The organism is Leucobacter japonicus (genome assembly GCF_001273855.1).
Taxonomy (GTDB): Bacteria; Actinomycetota; Actinomycetes; order Actinomycetales; family Microbacteriaceae; genus Leucobacter; species Leucobacter japonicus.
Genome location: NZ_JHBX01000142.1, coordinates 62,532 through 79,308, shown reverse-complemented (window position 1 = coordinate 79,308; position 16,777 = coordinate 62,532). Strand labels below are relative to the sequence as shown.

At 68.1% G+C, this 16,777-nt stretch carries 17 protein-coding genes; 11 read left to right on the top strand and 6 right to left on the bottom strand.

Annotated elements, in window-relative coordinates:
- The first annotated feature begins 62 nt into the window (after positions 1–62).
- Genes AMS67_RS14585 through AMS67_RS14575 form a run of 3 tightly spaced genes read left to right on the top strand, consistent with a single transcriptional unit; the run spans position 63 to position 3,370 of the window.
- Positions 63–1,061 carry a permease gene (locus tag AMS67_RS14585; RefSeq protein ID WP_241488102.1) on the top strand — a complete coding sequence of 333 codons (999 nt, stop codon included), beginning with the start codon at positions 63–65 and terminating at the stop codon, positions 1,059–1,061.
- A complete protein-coding gene (locus AMS67_RS14580; RefSeq protein WP_053388023.1) occupies positions 1,051–1,842 on the top strand; it encodes a TIGR03943 family putative permease subunit in 792 nt (263 codons plus the stop codon). The genes AMS67_RS14585 and AMS67_RS14580 overlap by 11 nt, the downstream gene beginning before the upstream one ends.
- On the top strand, positions 1,832–3,370 hold the full coding sequence (locus AMS67_RS14575; protein WP_053388022.1) for a hypothetical protein: 1,539 nt from the start codon (positions 1,832–1,834) through the stop codon (positions 3,368–3,370). Before AMS67_RS14580 ends, AMS67_RS14575 begins: the two co-directional genes overlap by 11 nt.
- Before the next feature lie 15 nt (positions 3,371–3,385).
- On the opposite strand, the gene ykgO is transcribed toward AMS67_RS14575, so the two are convergent.
- Entirely contained in the window at positions 3,386–3,508 is a 123-nt protein-coding gene (gene ykgO / locus AMS67_RS14570; protein ID WP_053388021.1) for a type B 50S ribosomal protein L36, read from the bottom strand.
- Between the two features lie 90 nt (positions 3,509–3,598).
- Between ykgO and AMS67_RS14565 the strand changes: the two genes are divergently transcribed.
- A complete protein-coding gene (locus AMS67_RS14565) occupies positions 3,599–4,639 on the top strand; it encodes a GTP-binding protein (RefSeq protein WP_241488101.1) in 1,041 nt (346 codons plus the stop codon).
- Between the two features lie 98 nt (positions 4,640–4,737).
- On the opposite strand, the gene AMS67_RS14560 is transcribed toward AMS67_RS14565, so the two are convergent.
- The 3 genes from AMS67_RS14560 to AMS67_RS14550 form a co-directional block, all read right to left on the bottom strand.
- On the bottom strand, positions 4,738–5,352 hold the full coding sequence (locus tag AMS67_RS14560) for a copper resistance CopC family protein (RefSeq protein ID WP_053388020.1): 615 nt from the start codon (positions 5,350–5,352) through the stop codon (positions 4,738–4,740).
- Positions 5,349–6,098, bottom strand: a complete 750-nt coding sequence (locus AMS67_RS14555) for a YcnI family copper-binding membrane protein (RefSeq protein WP_053388019.1) — start codon at positions 6,096–6,098, stop codon at positions 5,349–5,351. Before AMS67_RS14555 ends, AMS67_RS14560 begins: the two co-directional genes overlap by 4 nt.
- 126 nt (positions 6,099–6,224) lie before the next feature.
- Entirely contained in the window at positions 6,225–6,839 is a 615-nt protein-coding gene (locus AMS67_RS14550) for a hypothetical protein (RefSeq protein WP_053388018.1), read from the bottom strand.
- 218 nt (positions 6,840–7,057) lie between these two features.
- On the opposite strand from AMS67_RS14550, the gene AMS67_RS14545 reads away from it, so the two are divergent.
- From AMS67_RS14545 to AMS67_RS14530, 4 genes are read left to right on the top strand one after another with little or no spacing between them, the layout of a single operon-like run.
- The gene (locus tag AMS67_RS14545; RefSeq protein WP_053388017.1) at positions 7,058–8,092 is read left to right on the top strand and encodes a hypothetical protein; all 1,035 of its coding nucleotides are present in this window, start codon (positions 7,058–7,060) and stop codon (positions 8,090–8,092) included.
- A gap of 3 nt (positions 8,093–8,095) precedes the next feature.
- On the top strand, positions 8,096–9,673 hold the full coding sequence (locus AMS67_RS14540; protein WP_241488100.1) for a hypothetical protein: 1,578 nt from the start codon (positions 8,096–8,098) through the stop codon (positions 9,671–9,673).
- Between the two features lie 53 nt (positions 9,674–9,726).
- Positions 9,727–10,434, top strand: coding sequence for an ABC transporter ATP-binding protein (locus tag AMS67_RS14535; protein WP_053388320.1), 708 nt, complete (start codon positions 9,727–9,729; stop codon positions 10,432–10,434).
- Entirely contained in the window at positions 10,434–11,705 is a 1,272-nt protein-coding gene (locus AMS67_RS14530; RefSeq protein ID WP_082305544.1) for an ABC transporter permease, read from the top strand. The genes AMS67_RS14535 and AMS67_RS14530 overlap by 1 nt, the downstream gene beginning before the upstream one ends.
- A 17-nt stretch (positions 11,706–11,722) precedes the next feature.
- On the opposite strand, the gene AMS67_RS14525 is transcribed toward AMS67_RS14530, so the two are convergent.
- Both AMS67_RS14525 and AMS67_RS14520 read right to left on the bottom strand, forming a co-directional pair.
- On the bottom strand, positions 11,723–13,219 hold the full coding sequence (locus tag AMS67_RS14525) for an amino acid permease (RefSeq protein ID WP_053388016.1): 1,497 nt from the start codon (positions 13,217–13,219) through the stop codon (positions 11,723–11,725).
- Between the two features lie 66 nt (positions 13,220–13,285).
- Positions 13,286–14,188 carry an EamA family transporter gene (locus tag AMS67_RS14520; protein WP_053388015.1) on the bottom strand — a complete coding sequence of 301 codons (903 nt, stop codon included), beginning with the start codon at positions 14,186–14,188 and terminating at the stop codon, positions 13,286–13,288.
- A 79-nt stretch (positions 14,189–14,267) separates the two neighbouring features.
- Between AMS67_RS14520 and AMS67_RS14515 the strand changes: the two genes are divergently transcribed.
- From AMS67_RS14515 to AMS67_RS14505, 3 genes are all read left to right on the top strand, one after another.
- Positions 14,268–15,152: a LysR family transcriptional regulator gene (locus AMS67_RS14515; RefSeq protein ID WP_053388014.1), complete on the top strand. Its 885-nt coding sequence runs from the start codon at positions 14,268–14,270 to the stop codon at positions 15,150–15,152.
- A 12-nt stretch (positions 15,153–15,164) separates the two neighbouring features.
- On the top strand, positions 15,165–15,800 hold the full coding sequence (locus AMS67_RS14510) for a hypothetical protein (protein ID WP_053388013.1): 636 nt from the start codon (positions 15,165–15,167) through the stop codon (positions 15,798–15,800).
- 355 nt (positions 15,801–16,155) lie between these two features.
- Positions 16,156–16,740 (top strand): copper resistance CopC family protein, encoded by a 585-nt coding sequence (locus AMS67_RS14505; RefSeq protein WP_053388012.1) that lies wholly within the window; start codon positions 16,156–16,158, stop codon positions 16,738–16,740.
- Positions 16,741–16,777: the final 37 nt, after the last annotated feature.

Below are 16,777 nucleotides of genomic sequence, written 5' to 3'. Positions count from 1 at the left end.
TCTCCCGGGACTCGCGGTATAACCATACCGATGCGCTCGGAAAGTATGGAGGCGGCTTGCAGGTGACCGCCACGCGTCCGCGCAACGCCGTTCCCATTGCCATCGCAGTCGCCGCGCTGCTCGCAGCGATCGGCGTCCGTGCGCTGACCGATCGAGCCGGGGCCGCCCTCGCACTGCCCACCGCGGTGGCCGACTTCGTGACACTCGCGCTCAGCGTGTTTATCGAGTCGCTGCCGTTCGTGTTCCTCGGCATCCTGCTCTCGACCGCGGTGCAGGTGTGGGTACCGCAGCGTCTCATTGACCGCCTCCTCCCCCGCAGGCCAGCGCTGCGGCGAGCCGTCCTCTCGGTGACAGGCATCCTGCTCCCGGTGTGCGAGTGCGGTAACGTGCCCCTGGCCCGCGGGCTCATGCTGCGCGGATTCTCGGTGCCGGAAGCCGTCACCTTTCTCCTCGCCGCCCCCGTGCTCAACCCGGTCACGATCATCACGACCTATCAGGCCTTCGGCTGGAGCGACGGCATTCTCGCCGCCCGCATCATCGGCGGGTTCGTCATTGCGAACCTCGCGGGGTGGCTTCTCAGCCGCTCATCGAACCCCGCGACCGCACTGACACGCGAGTTCAGGGCGCACTGCGAGCACGCCGACGAACACCAGAGCGGCAGCCGCTGGCAGCGCAGTCTCCTCGGTATCGCAGAAGAGACCAGCGCACTCATGCCTGCGCTCATCATCGGCTCGGCGATCGCCGGCGCGATTCAGGTCGGCGCTCCGCGCGACCTCCTCGTCACCCTCGGCGCGCACCCGCTCTGGTCGGTGCTCGCGCTCATGCTTCTGGCATTCGTCATCGCGATCTGCTCAAGCGTGGATGCGTTTTTCATCCTTTCGCTGAGCGCCACGTTCCTGCCCGGCAGCATCGTCGCATTTCTCCTCTTCGGAGCAATGATGGACGTCAAAATGCTGGCTCTGCTGCGCACCACGTTCACGGCGCGCACGCTGGTTCTCGTGACCGCGCTGGTCGCCCTCTGCTGCCTCGTCATCGGATGGGGGCTCAACCTTGTCGCCTGATCGCTTCGCGAAGTACTGGCGCGGTCTGCTCCTCAGCGGCATCGGGATCGCCGCCGTGGTCTGGCTCGCCGCCACTGGGCGATTGAGTTGGTACGTGCACCCCCGCTACCTGTGGTTCACCGTGTCGCTGAGCGCCATCGCCGCGATCGCCCTCATCGCCGCCGTACCCGTGGTGCGGCGGGCACGAGATCAGCACGAGCACGAGCACGGGCCAGCGCACGATGAGCCGCACGCGCACGGCGATCCCGCAGCCCCAGCGCCCCGCCGCACCGCACGCCGCCTCATACACATCGCCGGTGCCGCACTGCTGGTGGGCGGTACCGCCGCCGCACTGCTCATCGCTCCACCCACCACGCTCTCGGCGGCGACCGCACAGCAGCGGGAGGTCAACGCGGGCGGAGGTGGCGGCATCGCCGATATGAACGCCGCCGATGAAGATCGGGATGCTCGCGACTGGGCCATGCTGCTGCGTCAGAACGGCGGCGCCGAGGCCGAGGGGCGCACCGCACGATTCATCGGGTTCGTGCTCGCCGGCCCCGATTCGCAATCTGACCTGTTCTACGCCTCACGCTTTGTCGTGTCGTGTTGCGCCGTCGACGCCCAGCCGCTCGGCGTACCGGTGCTCGCACCCGGGTGGTCGCAGGATCACCCGGCCGGGTCGTGGGTCGAGGTCGAGGGTGCGTTCGTGCCGAACCCCGATGTCACGAGCGACCAGCCGGTCGTGCTGCGCCCCTACTCGGTGACCGCGATCGCAGAGCCGGATGATCCGTATGTCTACTGAACGAAGCCTCGAAGCCGGTGCACGCCGGCGCGCTCGCGTCACCGTGATCGCGGTGTTCGCGATCCTGGTGCTGCTCGCGTCGGGTCTCGCGATCGCCAACCTCCTCCAAGCACCGCGACTGCAGTCGACCGATGCCAACACCGATTTGCTGGTGTCGCGCACCGCCCAACGGGTACAGCTGCACCTCAGTCAACCGGTCACTGAGGTGGAGGCTGCCGCCGTGTCCGTGACGCCCGCAGCCCCGTTCGAGGTCTCAACGAATGGCGGTACCGTCACGCTGCGATTCGCCGGCATGCTCCAGACCGACACGGAGTACCGCATCTCGGCGTCCGTCACCGGAATGGCGACGGGGAGCTCAGGCACCGTCGAGGCAGCATTTCGCACCCCGGATCCACTCACGTACACGCTGGTACGCGGAGATACCGAGGATCGACTGCTCGAGCACCGCGTGCACGATGCCGCGGCCACGCGCACCGCATTCACCGCGCCGCACATCCAGGAGTATGCGCAGGTCACCACCGGTCTCGCGGTCATCACCCGCGATGACACCGGAAGCGCAGAACTCGCCGTCCACGGACCGCACGCGAACCCTGGAGGCGGCGCGAGCGACCAACCGTTCCGCATCATGGGCCTTGCGGACCTCGGCCAGTTGCGCAGCGAACCCGACGGCGGGGTTCTGGGGGTGGTCGGATCCGGCGTCGGCGAAGACGGCACGCACTACGACCGCACGCTCCTCGTCATCGATCCACAAGCCATCATCGTGTCGACGGTGACCGACGACGCCGGGGTCGCACTGCCGGTTCGCGACTGGCGGTTCATTCCCGGCACCACCTCGCTCGTCTTCCAGACCCCCGATGGGCGCCTCCACGGCTGGGAGGCGGCTCCGACGCCGCGCAGCTTCGATCTGGGCGTCTCCGGCGACCTTCTCGGCTTCGCACCCGGGAGCACGAGCCTCGCGGTAGCGACGGCGACGGGCGACGTACTCCTGGACCTCTCGAGCATTGTGACCGGAACGTTCGCGGGCGCACCGCCGGCAACCCCGCTCGATCACGGCACGGGCGATCCGAAGGCCACGCTTCCGCTCGACACGCACAGCGCGCTCGTGCGCACTGGAGCCTCGTCCGCCGCACCAGTGGGCAGCCAGAGTGTCGACCTCGCGACAGATGCGGTGCTGGTCGATCCACGATCGGCGGGGTCGCTGCTCGGCAACGGCAGCCTCGCGTCGGGCGGGCAGTTGCTTCGCCTCACGAACGACGGTGCCGCCACTGCCACCGCCGACCCTGGAGACCTCGAACCGCTCGACGGCATACCCGTATACACCCCCGCCGCCGGCGATACGGGCGTGGGGCGGGTCTGCGTCTCCCCGAACGGCGAATTCGCCGCGGTTGAGGCGGTGTCGCGCGAGGGAGAGCCCGATGGGGTGCCGGTCACGGGTGGGTACTCGCATACGACGACGAACTACGTGCGCCTCACGACCGGCGAGACCGTGCGCTCGGTGATTGGCGGGCTCAGCGACTGGTGCCGCTGAGCCCGGAGGCCTGAATCAGCCCTGACGCCCCTTGAACCGGGGGTTCTGCTTGTTGATGACATACACCCGGCCGCGCCGCCGTACGACCTGAGCCCCCGGTTGCTGCTTGAGCGACTTCAGTGACGCGCGTACTTTCATGTGCGATTCTCCGATCCTTATTGATAAGAATTATCATTATAGTAGAGACAAAACCCAGTACCGCCGTCCCACACCCCTCCGGAGGCTCATGTGACCGAGCACCACATCAATGTCATCGCCATCGTCGGCGCCTGCGTGCCCGAGCGCCGCGCCTACGCCTCACGCGTGGCCGAGCGCGATCGCGCCATGCTCCTGTCAGCCGCTCGCCTCGCGGTCGCCATCGATCCAATTCGCGAAGCCATCGCGCTCGCCCCCTGGGCAGGTTCCGGAGGCAGCGTCGTCGTCGAGTTGCCCGCCGACATCCGCGCCACCGAGATCATCGGCGCGTTTTCATCGGAGCCCGACGATCTGCGCCTCACCCGCGTCGTCTGCGTCGTCGACGCCAGTCACCTCCTCACCGACCTGATGCGCGACGACTACGTGCGTGCGCGAGGCAGCGCACTGCACGTTGCGCGCTCCGAACTGCTGGTCACGCAGGTCGAGTTCGCCTCGCACATCGTGCTCGTGAATTGGGAAGCACTCTCGACGCCCGATCTCTCCACGCTCATGGCTCTCGCGAATCATCTGGCGCCTCGAGCACGACTCAGTCTCCAGCAGGGAGGCGATTCCCTCGATGGCAGGGCGGCATCAATTGCCGGTGGGGCGACGCATGCCCTCGAATCTGGGCAGGACGGCGCGGGGTGGATCGCGCTTCTCAACAGCGAATTCGATCCGCACATGACCGACCCGCGCGTCAGCGGCTTCCGCTACACGCACGAGCGACCCCTGCACCCCGGGCGTCTGCAACGGGTACTCGACCAGCGCATCGAACCGGGCGAATTCGGCACGGTCGCGCGCTCCGCAGGGTTCTGTCGGCTGGCCACCCGACCTGCCACCGTCGCGAGCTGGGATCATGTCGGGCGCGTCATCTCGTTCGAACCGCTCGGCAGCGGAGTCAGCATCGACGCCGAGCTGCTCGCGATCGGCCAAGACCTCGCATTCATCGGCATCGACCTCGACCGGGACGGGCTCGGCTCCGCGCTCGACGAGGCCGCGCTCACCGACGCCGAGTTCGAGGCCGGGCCCGATGCGTGGCTCGCACTCCCCGACCCGTTCCCCGAGTGGGCAACTGCTGACGACGCGCACGAGTAAGCCGGGCGGCGCTGGTCGGCACCGCCCGGCTCACTCCGCGCCCTGCGGCGGCGCTCCAGGCTTCTCGACTGGGCGTCAGCACGCGTCGCTCTCAGCCGCTACTCGCCGCGCGGCTTCCGAAGGATGAACCAGGCCGCAGCCGCAATCGCAATGACGGCGAACCCACCGACCCCGATGCCGATGCCGAGCCCGCTCACGGGGCTCCGGGTTTCGGCGACGCGCTCGTCGGCGGTGTCACCGCTGGCGGAGGTAGAGTTCGCCGCATCGCCTGGCGATCCGACGGCCGTGCCGCACTGCGGCGTCTCAGACCCCGCGGAGGCCTCGGCCCCCGCCTGCGGCGCGTAGGTGAAGGTGTACTCCTCGGAAATGGGATGCCCATCAGACGAGACCACCCGCCATTCGACCTGATACTCGCCCGCTGCACCCAACGCGATGGGAGCGGTGACGACGGGGCCGGCGAGTGTGGGGCACCCGGTCTCGTAGTACTTCCCGTCGGGGCCGATCACCTGCACCAGATTGCTGCCGTCGAGACCGAGCGGCGAGTTGTTGAATTGCAGGGTGATGCTGTCGAGCGACTCAACGGTAGTGCCCGCGAGCGGGTCCGCGCTCACGAGACTGTCGTGCGCGAACGCGGCGGTCGCCGCCACGGGCACCGCGACGAGCGCGACGAGCGCGCCCGCCGCTGCGAGCCGAATGCGATGCGCGAGCGTCACGCCGACGCCTTGCGGGTGCGCGCCAGAGCGAGGGCACCGAGCAGGGCGCCTCCGGCAGCGATCACGAGCGCGGCGATGCTCAGACCGAGCGTCACTCCGCTCGAATCCGACGCCGCTGCGGTCGCCGTTTCAGTGGCTGCCGTGTCGTGGTCGCCCGCTGCGGCACCGCTCGCGTGGTGATCGTCGGCCGGCGGGGCATCGTTCACCCAGAGCACGGGGGCCGGCTCCAGCGTGTCATCAGCCGCGACTTCTTCAGGGGTCGCCTGCCACTCGACGACCGAGCCGTCGCTGTAGGTCTGCGTCACCGGGATGACGATATGGCCGGTGTCGGCGATCGGACCGACCGACAGTGTGAACATCTGCACCTGGCCGGGTTCGATGCCGGCGCCATCCGCGGTGTAGGTCACGGTCACCGGGGCCTCGCTGATGGTGTTGCCGAGCACCTCGACCGGCTTCGGCAATTGCTCGTCATCGATCTTCGCCGACCAGCCCGCCACGGGCTGGTACGAGACGTGCGAGAACGGGGTGTCTTCGGGCAGATGGAATTCGAGCTTGGTGGTGCTCGCCGTCTCCGACTCGGTCGGCGCGCGGAACGTCAGGTACGACCATCCGCCCGACTCGACCTGGTCAGGGGTGACGGTCACGTGAGCCGATGCCGCCAGCGGAGCGGCGACGGCGAGGACGGCGCCCGCGGCAACGCCAGACAGGGTGCGGACGAGAATCTGGGTACGGGTGTGCTGAGACATGGAATAACTCCGGTGATGTTGAGGGTGCGCGGCGGCGGCCGCAGGCACGGACCCCGCGCGATACCGCGGTACGGGCAGTGCTCAGCGGCGGCGATCGGCCGTCACGCGAGTGATGTGCTGGGAGGGTTACGCCGCGACGGGCGGCCCTCGCAGACGCATCACCGCGAGCACCGCGAGCCGGGGCGCGCTCAGGCGCCAGGTCGGGAGGATGGGTTCGGGATCGCCGAGTGCTCGCGGGCTCCATCGCAACAGTGCAGAGACGCGCGCGAGGCGGACGAGCCCGAGGATCGCGACGACCGCTCGCTCCCCTGCCCCGAGCGCGAGCACCGTGATGACAGCGGCGCAGACGTGCGCGGTCCACATCGCCGGAGTGGCGTGCGCGGTGTGCGCAACCGCCTCGAGCGCGGGTGACGCTCCCGACGAGATCGTCGCCGCTGCGGCCGCATGCAGATGCGCGCCCCCGGATGCCGGCCACCCGAATGACCCTTCGCCGAGCCCAACGAGGAGCAACCCGTGGAAGGCGAACTGGCTGGCGCCGACGGCACTCGCGAGGCGCACCCACGAGAGCGATCGACCGGCGAGCGCAACGCACACCGGGGCCGCGAAGACGAGCGCGAGCAGAACGCCGAGCAGCGGGGCCGGGCTCCCGTCGGCGAGCGAGTGCGAGGACGCAGCGACGAACGTTGCGACACCCGCAGCGATCAGGCCTCGGCCTGTTCGCTCGCCCCGCGTCGATTCCACGCCTCGATCCTACCCGGGCGGCGATCCGCTTGCGTTGCGGTCGCCTGCGCGCCACCGCGAGGCCTGTATCCAACATCCGATCCCGGAACCGCGGCGATCCATGCAACGCACACCCAGCGCTTCACTTAAAGTAAGGGCATTATCCAAAATACATTCGATTCAGCATCGATTCCGCCTGAAGGGCATCGTTGCCCGGGCACGCCGAAACCGAGGTTCCCATGTACACGCGCATTACTTCTCCCCGAACACGTACCCGCTTCATCCTGGCGCCGGCGCTCGCGCTCGCAGCCGCGGTGGCACTGAGCGGGTGCACGGGCGGAGCATCCGATGCTTCATCCGAAGACGAGGCCGTTGGCCCGCTGCAGCAGTACCTCTCGGCGCTCTACGACGAGAACGAATTCACGCAGGAAAAGCTCGATGAGCAGAACGCGAAGACCGAAGCCCTGATTGCCGAGTGCATGACGAAGGAGGGTTTCGAGTACCAGCCCAACACGAACAACGGCAGCGTCATGTACAGCTCCGAAACCGACGGCGACGAACCCGAGTGGGGCTCCGTCGAGTTCGCCGAGCAGTACGGATACGGCATCACCTCCTGGCCGGGTGGAGATGAGGCGATGGATGACATGGAAGAGTACGTCGACCCCAACGGCACGTATCTCGAATCGCTCAGCGAGTCCGAGCGCGATGCCTTCTACGAAACCCTGTACGGCCCGCAAGACGAATCCGCGCTCGATGAAGACGGCAGTTACGAGTACGACTGGACGACCGCCGGGTGCCAGGGGGCCGCTCAGCACGAGATCCAAGACGAGCAGGGCGGATCGCAGGCGGCGTACGAGGATCCGCAGTTCGCGGAACTCTTCGAAGCGATGAACACGGTGTACGAACCCTTCTACGGCGAAGAGACGAATTCGCCCGAGGTCGCCGAACTCGATCAGCAGTGGGCGTCGTGCATGGCCGACCGCGGCGTCGATGAGTTCACGTCGCCGAACACGGCTGCCCAAGAGGTTTCGGAGGAGAGCAATGCGCTGTACTCCGGGGGCGGGGAAGACGAGTACTCTGAGCCCGACCAGGAGCAGCTGGACGCCTTCAAGAAACGCGAGATCGAGGTCGCGGTCGCTGACGCGACGTGCAAGAAGCAGGTCGAATACGACCGGAAGCTGCAGAAGCTCACGTTTGCCGCTGAGCAGGATTTCATCGACGAGCACCGTGCCGAGCTCGATGCCCTCGTCGCCCAGTACGGCGTCAAGAAGTAGCCCGTGGGTTGGGGATTCGGGCGCCGCAGTCGCGCCGGGGCCGAGCGCGCCTCCGAGATCGCTGAGACGCCCCAGAGTGTCGAGGCGCCTCCTGCGCAGGCGAATGAGTGGGGCGACCAACCGGATCAGCCGCACGGGGGTCGTGCACGGCGAGCCTGGGCGGGCACTCGCCTCGTCGCGCTGATCGCAGGTGTCGCCGTGGGTTCATTACTCATCGGCATCGGCGTGATGCAGTTCATCGTGTCCCCGGCCGAGGTCGCTGCGCGCACGGCGGCACCCGAGGCCGGTCCGATCACCGCGCCTATCGAGGAGCGCAGCATCGAGAACACCGTCGTCACACGTGGCGAGGTCACCTACGCCGATGCCGTCGCCGTCACCATCGATTCGGGGGCGGCCGGCGATCGTCCGGTGATCACCGGGCACGTGCCCGAGGTTGGCGCGGTGCTCCAGTCCGGCAGCATCGCACTCGAGGTCGCCGGGCGACCGGTCATCGTGCTCCCCGGAGAACTCCCCGCGTATCGCAGTCTGAGCATCGGCATGCGCGGCCCCGACGTCGTGCAGCTCAAGGCCGCTCTGGGAGCGCTGGGATACGCCGCTGGTGACCCCGGCAACGACACCTTCGAATGGGATACGGCGTCCGCGATCGGCGCCGTCTACGACCAGATCGGGTACGCCCCCGCCACCGGTGGGGACGAGGCGGCAGACGCACTCCAGAGCGCTGAGCGCGCGGTGCGGGATGCCAACGTGTCGCTCGCGCAAGCGCAGTCGGCGTTGAACCAGGCGCGTGCCGCGGCGAACGAGGCCGCCGAAGCCGGAGCCGCTGCCGCCGATCTCCTCGCGGAGCAGGCCGCCGTGACCTCCGCGAACGACCTGCTCTCGGACGCGCAGAGCGAGCTTGCGACCGCGCAGGAGCGCGTGCTGCCCACGCTTCCGTCGAGCGAAGTGCTGTTCCTCAGCGACCTGCCGCGACGCGTCGACGACGTCTCCGTGTCTCGCGGCGACGTGCTCTCGGGTTCACCCATGAGCGTCTCGGGCGCGACCCTCACCATTGTTGGCACGATTTCCGCGCAAGACGCTGAACTGCTCGTGGAGGGCGCCGTCGCCACGTTCCCCGGCCCCGATGGCGCCGACATCCAGGCCACGGTGGCGAGCATCGAAGCCCCCAAGAAGCGCAGTAGCGGCGGATCCTCGAACGGAGGTGACGGCGAGACCAGCGGCGGCGACGGCGGAGGCTCCTCCGGGTCGGGAGGCGACGCCGACACCTCGTCCCGCTACACGGTGAACTTCGCCCCGAGCGACCTTACGAGCGACCAGATCGATGCGCTGCGGGGCACCAACGTGCGCGTGCGCGTTCCCGTGGCGAGCACCGACGGCGATGTACTCGCGGTGCCCATTGCGGCACTGTCGTCGGGCTCGGGCGGGCAGGATCGCGTCGAACTCCTCGTCGATCTTCGCCATGGCGCCGATGCCGAGACCGAACTCATCGACGTCACCGCCGGACTCGCCGCAGACGGGTACGTCGAAATCTCGAGCGACGACCGGCGCATCGCGCCGGGCGTGAAAGTCGTGGTCGGCCGGTGAGCGAGCTCGCGCGCCTGTTCGCGGACACCTCGGTGGCGTCGCCCGACGACGCGATCACTGAAGCGTCTCCCGGTAATCACGACTTCACCGGACCACTCATCGCACTCGACGACGTCACGCGATTCTTCCCAGGCCCGCCACCGGTCAACGCACTCCGCGGCGTCACGCTCAGCGTCGATCGCGGCGACTACCTCGCGATCATCGGCCCGTCGGGCTCGGGCAAGTCGACCATGCTCAACACCCTGGGATTGTTGGATCGCCCGAGCACCGGCGACTTCCGCTTCGAGGGCATCGACGTCGGCGACCTGGGAGAAGACGCCCGCGCCGCTCTCCGCGCCAGCGCTATCGGCTTCGTCTTCCAGTCGTTCCACCTGATGCCCACGCGCACCGTGCTCGAGAATACGATGCTGGCGGGCACCTACGCCGGCCTGTCCCGTGCGGAGCGCGAGCCGCTGGCACGCGCGGCGCTCGAGCGGGTCGGGCTCACTCATCGCGTCGACTTCTTCCCCAATACGCTCTCAGGGGGCGAACGCCAGCGCGTCGCCATCGCCCGGGCGGTGAGCACATCGCCGCGCCTGCTGCTCGCAGACGAGCCCACCGGCAACCTCGACCGTGAGAACTCGCAGGCGATCCTGCGCCTCTTCTCCGACCTCAGCGCCGACGGACTCACCATTGTGATGATCACTCATGACGCGCACGTCGCGGCCGCCGCGCACCGGCGCGTCCGTATGCACGACGGCGTGCTTTCGGAGGCCGAATAATGCGGCGGCGCATCAGCGCCTGGGCGGCACGGCTTCGAGTTCCGTGGCGGCGACCAGCGCACACCGGAATCTCGGGCCGAGACCTGCTGCGAGAAACGCTTGAGGGGGTCGGGGCGCGCCCGTCGCGCCTCATCATCACCCTGATCGGCACCGTGCTCGGCATCGCGTCGCTCGTCGCGACTATCGGATTCGCGCAGACCGCCGCGGGCCAGATCGCACAGCAGTTCGACGCGCTTTCCGCGACCCGCGTGACCGTCGAGCCGGGATCCACGAAAGCCGCCAACGGGAAAGAACGCGCCACGGCATCACTCCCGTGGGATTCCGTGGAGCGGATCTCAGACCTCGCCGGAGTCGAGTATGCGGCGCTCGTCGCGAAACCGGCGCGGGCGCCGCAGGTCGACGCTGTGCAGGTGCAGGATCCTTCCGCCGCGCAGCAGGCCTCCCCCGCCGTCGTCGCTGCCTCCCCCGAACTGCTCGAGACCGTCGACGGCCAGCTGCAGACCGGCCGCTTTTTCGACGCCGGCCACGACAATCGCGCTGACCGGGTCGCGGTGCTGGGCGCGGGAGCTGCTGAGCGGCTCGGAGTGAACCGCGTCACGGGGCAGCCCGCCATCTTCATCGACGATCACGCGTATACGGTCATCGGCATACTCGATGCCGTGGGTACACGAAAGCCCCTGCTCGACTCCGTGATTGTGCCGATTTCGACGGCGCGCGACGAGCTCGGCATCGCCGCCGCCGAGAGCCTCGACATCCGCATCGCCGTAGGTGCGGGCGAGGTCGTCGCGCACCAGGCTCCGATCGCCCTCAGCCCGAACTCCCCCGATGGCTTCACGGTCGGCGCACCGTCGTCGTCGAGCGCGCTGCGTCAGGGCGTGCAGGCCGACGTCAATGTGCTGTTCCTCGCGATCGGCATCGTCGCGCTCATCGGCGGTGGCATCGGTATCGCCAATGTCACCCTGCTCTCAGTGTCCGAGCGACGCGGAGAGATCGGCCTGCGCCGCGCCCTCGGCGCGCGCACGCGCGACATCGCCCAACAGTTCATGCTCGAATCGCTGACCACCGGTGTGCTCGGCGGGCTCATGGGTGTGGTGGTCGGGCTCTTTGCCCTGATCGGCGTGTGCCTCGTGCAGCAGTGGACGCCGGTCATCGCACCCTGGGCCGCGCCGGTCGGGGTCGCCGTCGGCGCACTGGTGGGGCTCGCCGCCGGCGGCTACCCCGCGATCAAAGCCGCGCGCATCGAACCCGTCGATGCGCTCCGCGACGGCTAGCCCCGACCTCGCTGGGATCAGCGCTTCCCGGCCTGCCAATCGGCCACCGCGCGCCGCTCCACGGCAACTTTCTCCACGTGCTCGGCGCGCAATCGCGCGTGCTCCGGGTTCTTGCGCAGCACCAGGTAGCCGATGGCTACGACGAGGAACCACACCGGTGTCGCGATGAGCCCCGCGAGCGTATCGGGATCCTGCGTGAATGCCCACAGCAGGAAGACGAAGAACGCAATGACAACAAAGGGCATCGTGCGACCCAGGGGCATCTTGAACCGGCTCTGCTCGTGATCCTGCGGACGCCGGCGGCGGTACACGAGGTAGCTGATGAGAATCATGGTCCAGACGAACATGAAGCACAGCGACGAGATCGTCGTCACGATCGAGAATCCGGTCGATTTGTCGAGTCCGGTAAGCAGCAGCACGAGCGAACTCAGCAGCAGCACTCCCGTGAGAAGCAGTGCGTTGCGCGGCACCTTTGCGCGCGTCAGTTTCGCGAAGAGACGAGGGGCGTCACCGCTCGTCGCGAGCGTATAGACCATGCGCGACGTCGAGTAGATCCCTGAGTTGGCCGACGAAGCGGCCGACGTCAGCACGACGAGGTTGACGAGGTGGGCCGCCGCACCGATCCCCGCGAGCGAGAAGAGCATGACGAACGGCGACTCGTCTTTGCTGAACGCGATCCAGGGCACCACAGACATCAGGATGACGAGCGAACCCACGTAGAAGAGCAGGATGCGAATCGGGATGGCATTGATCGCCTTCGGCAGATTGTGCTCCGGATTCTTCGTTTCGGCGGCCGCCGTGCCGACGAGCTCGACGCCGACGAAGGCGAAGACGGCGATCTGGAAGCCCATGATGAAGCCCATGAATCCGCCGCCGAAGAACCCGCCGCCGACCGTGAACAAGTTTGCGAACGAGGCCGTGGCTTCGACGGTGCCACCCGAATGGGTGTCGGTGTACTGGTTCGTGAAGCCGGTCGCGATGAGCACGATACCGGCGACGATGAGCGCCACGATCGCGACGATCTTGATCATCGCGAACCAGAATTCGGTCTCACCGAACCCGCGCACCGAGGGTAGGTTCAGCAGCATCAGCAGCACGATGATGGCGACCGCCGGAATCCAGCTCGGCAGCACCGGCAGCCAGTACTTCACGTAGACCGAGGCGATGACGATGACATCTGCGACGCCCGTGACCACCCAGCAGAACCAGTAGGTCCACCCGACGAAGAACGCGGCGGCGGGCCCCAAGATGTCGCCGGCGAAGTCCGCGAAATTGCGGTAGTGGGTGCGGCTGAGCAGCAGCTCCCCCATGGCGCGCATGACGAAGTAGAGCATGAAGCCGATGATCATGTACACCAGCACGACCGAGGGCCCGGCGACCGAGATGGTCTTGCCCGACCCCATGAAGAGCCCCGTACCAATGGCCCCGCCAATGGCGATCAATTGAATGTGCCGATTGCTCAGCGCCCGTTCGAGCCCGTTCCCCGGTGTGTTCTGAGTTACAGATTGCAGCATGAACCTCTGCGTTCCTTTCTCTCTCCGCATCATTGCGGCGTATCGCTGGTACTTCCCGAAGCCAGGCTAGCGCGGAACGGAGGAGCGCAATTGCACGGCGCGCGGCGCCACCTGCCCGGCGAGCATGGCCGGCAGCGCGAGCGCGAAGCCGCCGATCTGCAGCGGGGTGAGGGCCTCGCCGGCGATTCCGGCACCGAGGAGCGCGGCGACGAGTGGCGAGAGCAGGCCCAGCAGCGCCGTCGCGGTCACCGGCAATTGCCGAATGCCGGCCATCCAGATCGTGTAGCTCGCGAGCGCACCAGCAAGCCCCAGCCACAGGTACCCGGCGATCGCCGGGCCATCGACTCCCGCAGGTACGCCGTCGATCAGCAGCGCAGGTGCGAGCAGCACGAGGCCCGCCGCGGTGAGCTGCCACCCGGCGAATCCGATCGCCGAGACTCCGGCCGGGCGCCCCCAGAGTTTCGCGAGCACGACACCGGTCCCCATCGAGGCGGCGCCAGCGAGCCCGGCTGCGATGCCGATCGCGTCGAGACCGGCCCCTGGGCCGAGAACGACGAGCCCCACGCCGATCACGCCGACGACGCCCCAGAGCACCCGCCAGCTCGACAGTCGTTCGCGCAGGATCAGCACGGCGAGCACGGCGACCACCATGGGCTGGGCAGCGCCGAGCGTCGCCGCGACGCCTCCGGGCAGATGCTGCGCCGAGAGGAAGAGCAGGGGGAAGAACGCGCCCATGTTGAGCGTGCCGAGCACCAGACTCTTCCACCACCACGAGCCTTTCGGCAGTGTGCGTGCCACGGCGAGAGCGATCAGGCCGGCGGGAAGCGCCCGCATGAGTGCGGCAAAGAACGGGTGCCCGGGCGGCAGCAGGTGGGTGGTAACGATGTACGTCGAGCCCCAGATCGCTGGGGCGAGCGCGGTGAGCGCGGTCCAGCCGAAGCGTGAGGGCGTCGCTGAGATGTTCTGCATGCACTGAGTCTCGTTGCGACCAGGTCCATGCGTCCAACGCATATGTTGCATAGAATTCATGATCTGCAATCATGAATACATGGAACTGCAGCAGCTCAGGTACGCGGTCGCGCTCTCCGAGGAGCGCAGTTTCACGAGAGCCGCAGAGCGCTGCTTCGTGGTGCAGTCGTCACTGAGCCACCAGATCAAAGCGCTTGAGCGCGAAGTCGGTGTCGACCTCTTCGCTCGCACCAGCCGACGCGTCGAGGTGACGGCCGCCGGCGAAGCATTCGTTGCGGCCGCGAGAGCCGCAGTCGATGCGGCGGATCGCGCGGCCGCCGACGCGGTCGCCGCTGCCGGCGAGATCCGGGGCAGCCTCGCGATCGGTATGATTCCGACCGCGACACGCATCGACATTCCCGCAGCACTCCGCGAATTCCGCGACCTGCATCCCTCGGTATCCGTGTCGCTGCGCGTGGGCGGAAGCGACGTGTTTCTCTCCGAGATCGCCTCCGGAGCCGTCGACATCGCGATACTGGGCCTCCCCGAGTCCACCATGCTTACCGGCGTCGCGTTTCGAGAGCTCGCCCGCGAACGTCACGTGGCCGTCGTCGCCCCCGATCATCGGCTCGCACGGCGGCGGCGTCTCGACCTGGCCGATCTGGCGGATGAGCCGGCCATCGACTTCCCCCGGGGCACACCGGGTCGCGCGCAATCCGACGGCGCGTTCCGAGCGGCCGGAGTGCAGCGCTCGGTGATGTATGAGGCGATGAGCACCGGGTTGACTCTCGAACTCGTGCGGCAGGGACTCGGGGTCGCGCTGCTTCCTCCGAATACGATCCGTTCCGAGCTCGGCATTCGCGAGATTCAGCTCACCGACGGGCCCGCGCGCGTCGAGTATCTCGCGTGGAGCGAGTTCAACCCCAGCCCGGCGGCACGCGCATTTCGCTCCGTGCTCGATCGTGCCGCACCGCGAACCGTCTGACACAATGGGGGCATGACGTCAGCCCGCGCCAGCGCCGCCCTCCGGGGTACGGCCGCAGCGGCGCTGGCGACCTTTGTCGCACTGCTCTCGCATGTCGCGGGTGGCGGCGAGGTACCGGGAGTGCTCGGTATCGTCGTACCGCTGGTGCTCTCGACGCTCGTCTGCGTCGCGCTCGCCGGTCGCAGACTGTCGCTCCCCCGGCTGACGATCTCCGTCGCCGTCAGCCAGTTCCTCTTCCACGCGCTCTTCATTCTCGGCGCGACGAACACGACTGCATCACCCTCCGCGTCGGCGATGCCGAAGCACGTGCACGCCATCACGGCGAGCTTCGACCCGTCGACCGCCACCACCGCGCATCTCGGGCACGCCGGTGCCGCAATGTGGGTTGCGCACGCCATCGCATGTCTCCTCACCGTTGTCGCGCTCTCCTGCGCTGAGACATCACTTGCCTCGTTGGCCGCACTGGCGCGGCTCCTGGTGGCGAGCCTGTCTCGTCTGCGGCCGGTCGCACCCGAGATTTCCGTGTCGTCTGCGTCGGTGGCGCGGCCCACCGCGTTCCACGGTTCCAGCGCGGTGGTCTTGCCGCTCGGTGTCTATCCCTCGGTGCATGCGCGCCGTGGTCCTCCGGCGCTGACCGCTTCCTGCTGAACCGCCCCGTCTGCACCGCGAGGCGCGTCGCACTGCTCTGAACGCGGGGCGCGACGCGCGTCGTGCGCATGGGCGACTGCGACGTGCGCGCAATACCCGTGCGACCGATTCGACGCATCGAAATCGGCTGCACGCTGTCCCTGCGCGCCCGCCCCCGGAGGCACCTCGATACCGCCCGCGCGCACGCGAGCGCTCGAGCTGCACCCCCTCGATGACCCTCATCACCGCTTTGAGAGGTACGGCTATGCCCGGCACCCCGCCCACACGTTTTCCTGACCCCGCACGACACCGATGGCGTCTTCGCGGCCGATCCCCGCGCAGGGCCCCGAATGCTCGCAGGCGGATCGGCGCGATCGTGCTCGTCGCGGCCGCATTCCTGTTCGGGAGCGCGGCACCCGCGTTCGCGCACGATCAGCTGGTGTCGAGCACTCCCGCCGAGTCGGCGCGCCTCGCCTCGGCTCCGACGGAGATCTCGCTCGAGTTCTCCGACCGAGTGCTCACCGTCGGCGCGGTCGTGCTGCTCGTCGATCAGGATGGCACCGAGTGGGTGAACGCCGCGCCTGAGCTCGACGGGCCGAAGGTGAGCGTGCCGGTCGATAGCGCCCTGCCCGACGGGAACTACGAGGTGCGCTGGCGCGTGGTCTCGTCCGACGGGCACCCGATCAGCAGCGTCATTCCGTTCACGGTCGGAGATGGGGCGCCGACCTCGAACTCCGCAGCTCCGTCGAATCCGACGGCCACCACTCCGGCGCCTCCGAGCGAGGCAGTGATCCAGACCCCCGAGGCATCGGCTGACTCCGTGTCGCGCGCGACGGACACCGGAACTGTCTGGCGCACGGTCATCATCGGGATCGGCGGTGCCGCAATCGCTCTCCTCGGGCTCACGCTCTGGTCGCGCAGGAAGCGGCGACCCCACCCCTCATCGGATGCGTCGCGCTGACGTCGATCCGAACTCATGTATCTTCACCTCACGCTGA

Bases quoted from the DNA above. Each gene is read 5' to 3' on its own strand.
- AMS67_RS14545 (WP_053388017.1), top strand. From the start codon at position 7,058: ATGTACACGCGCATTACTTCTCCCCGAACACGTACCCGCTTCATCCTG.
- ykgO (WP_053388021.1), bottom strand. From the start codon at position 3,508: ATGAAAGTACGCGCGTCACTGAAGTCGCTCAAGCAGCAACCGGGGGCT.
- AMS67_RS14510 (WP_053388013.1), top strand. From the start codon at position 15,165: ATGACGTCAGCCCGCGCCAGCGCCGCCCTCCGGGGTACGGCCGCAGCG.
- AMS67_RS14530 (WP_082305544.1), top strand. From the start codon at position 10,434: ATGCGGCGGCGCATCAGCGCCTGGGCGGCACGGCTTCGAGTTCCGTGG.
- AMS67_RS14520 (WP_053388015.1), bottom strand. From the start codon at position 14,188: ATGCAGAACATCTCAGCGACGCCCTCACGCTTCGGCTGGACCGCGCTC.
- AMS67_RS14555 (WP_053388019.1), bottom strand. From the start codon at position 6,098: ATGTCTCAGCACACCCGTACCCAGATTCTCGTCCGCACCCTGTCTGGC.
- AMS67_RS14525 (WP_053388016.1), bottom strand. From the start codon at position 13,219: ATGCTGCAATCTGTAACTCAGAACACACCGGGGAACGGGCTCGAACGG.
- AMS67_RS14575 (WP_053388022.1), top strand. From the start codon at position 1,832: ATGTCTACTGAACGAAGCCTCGAAGCCGGTGCACGCCGGCGCGCTCGC.
- AMS67_RS14515 (WP_053388014.1), top strand. From the start codon at position 14,268: ATGGAACTGCAGCAGCTCAGGTACGCGGTCGCGCTCTCCGAGGAGCGC.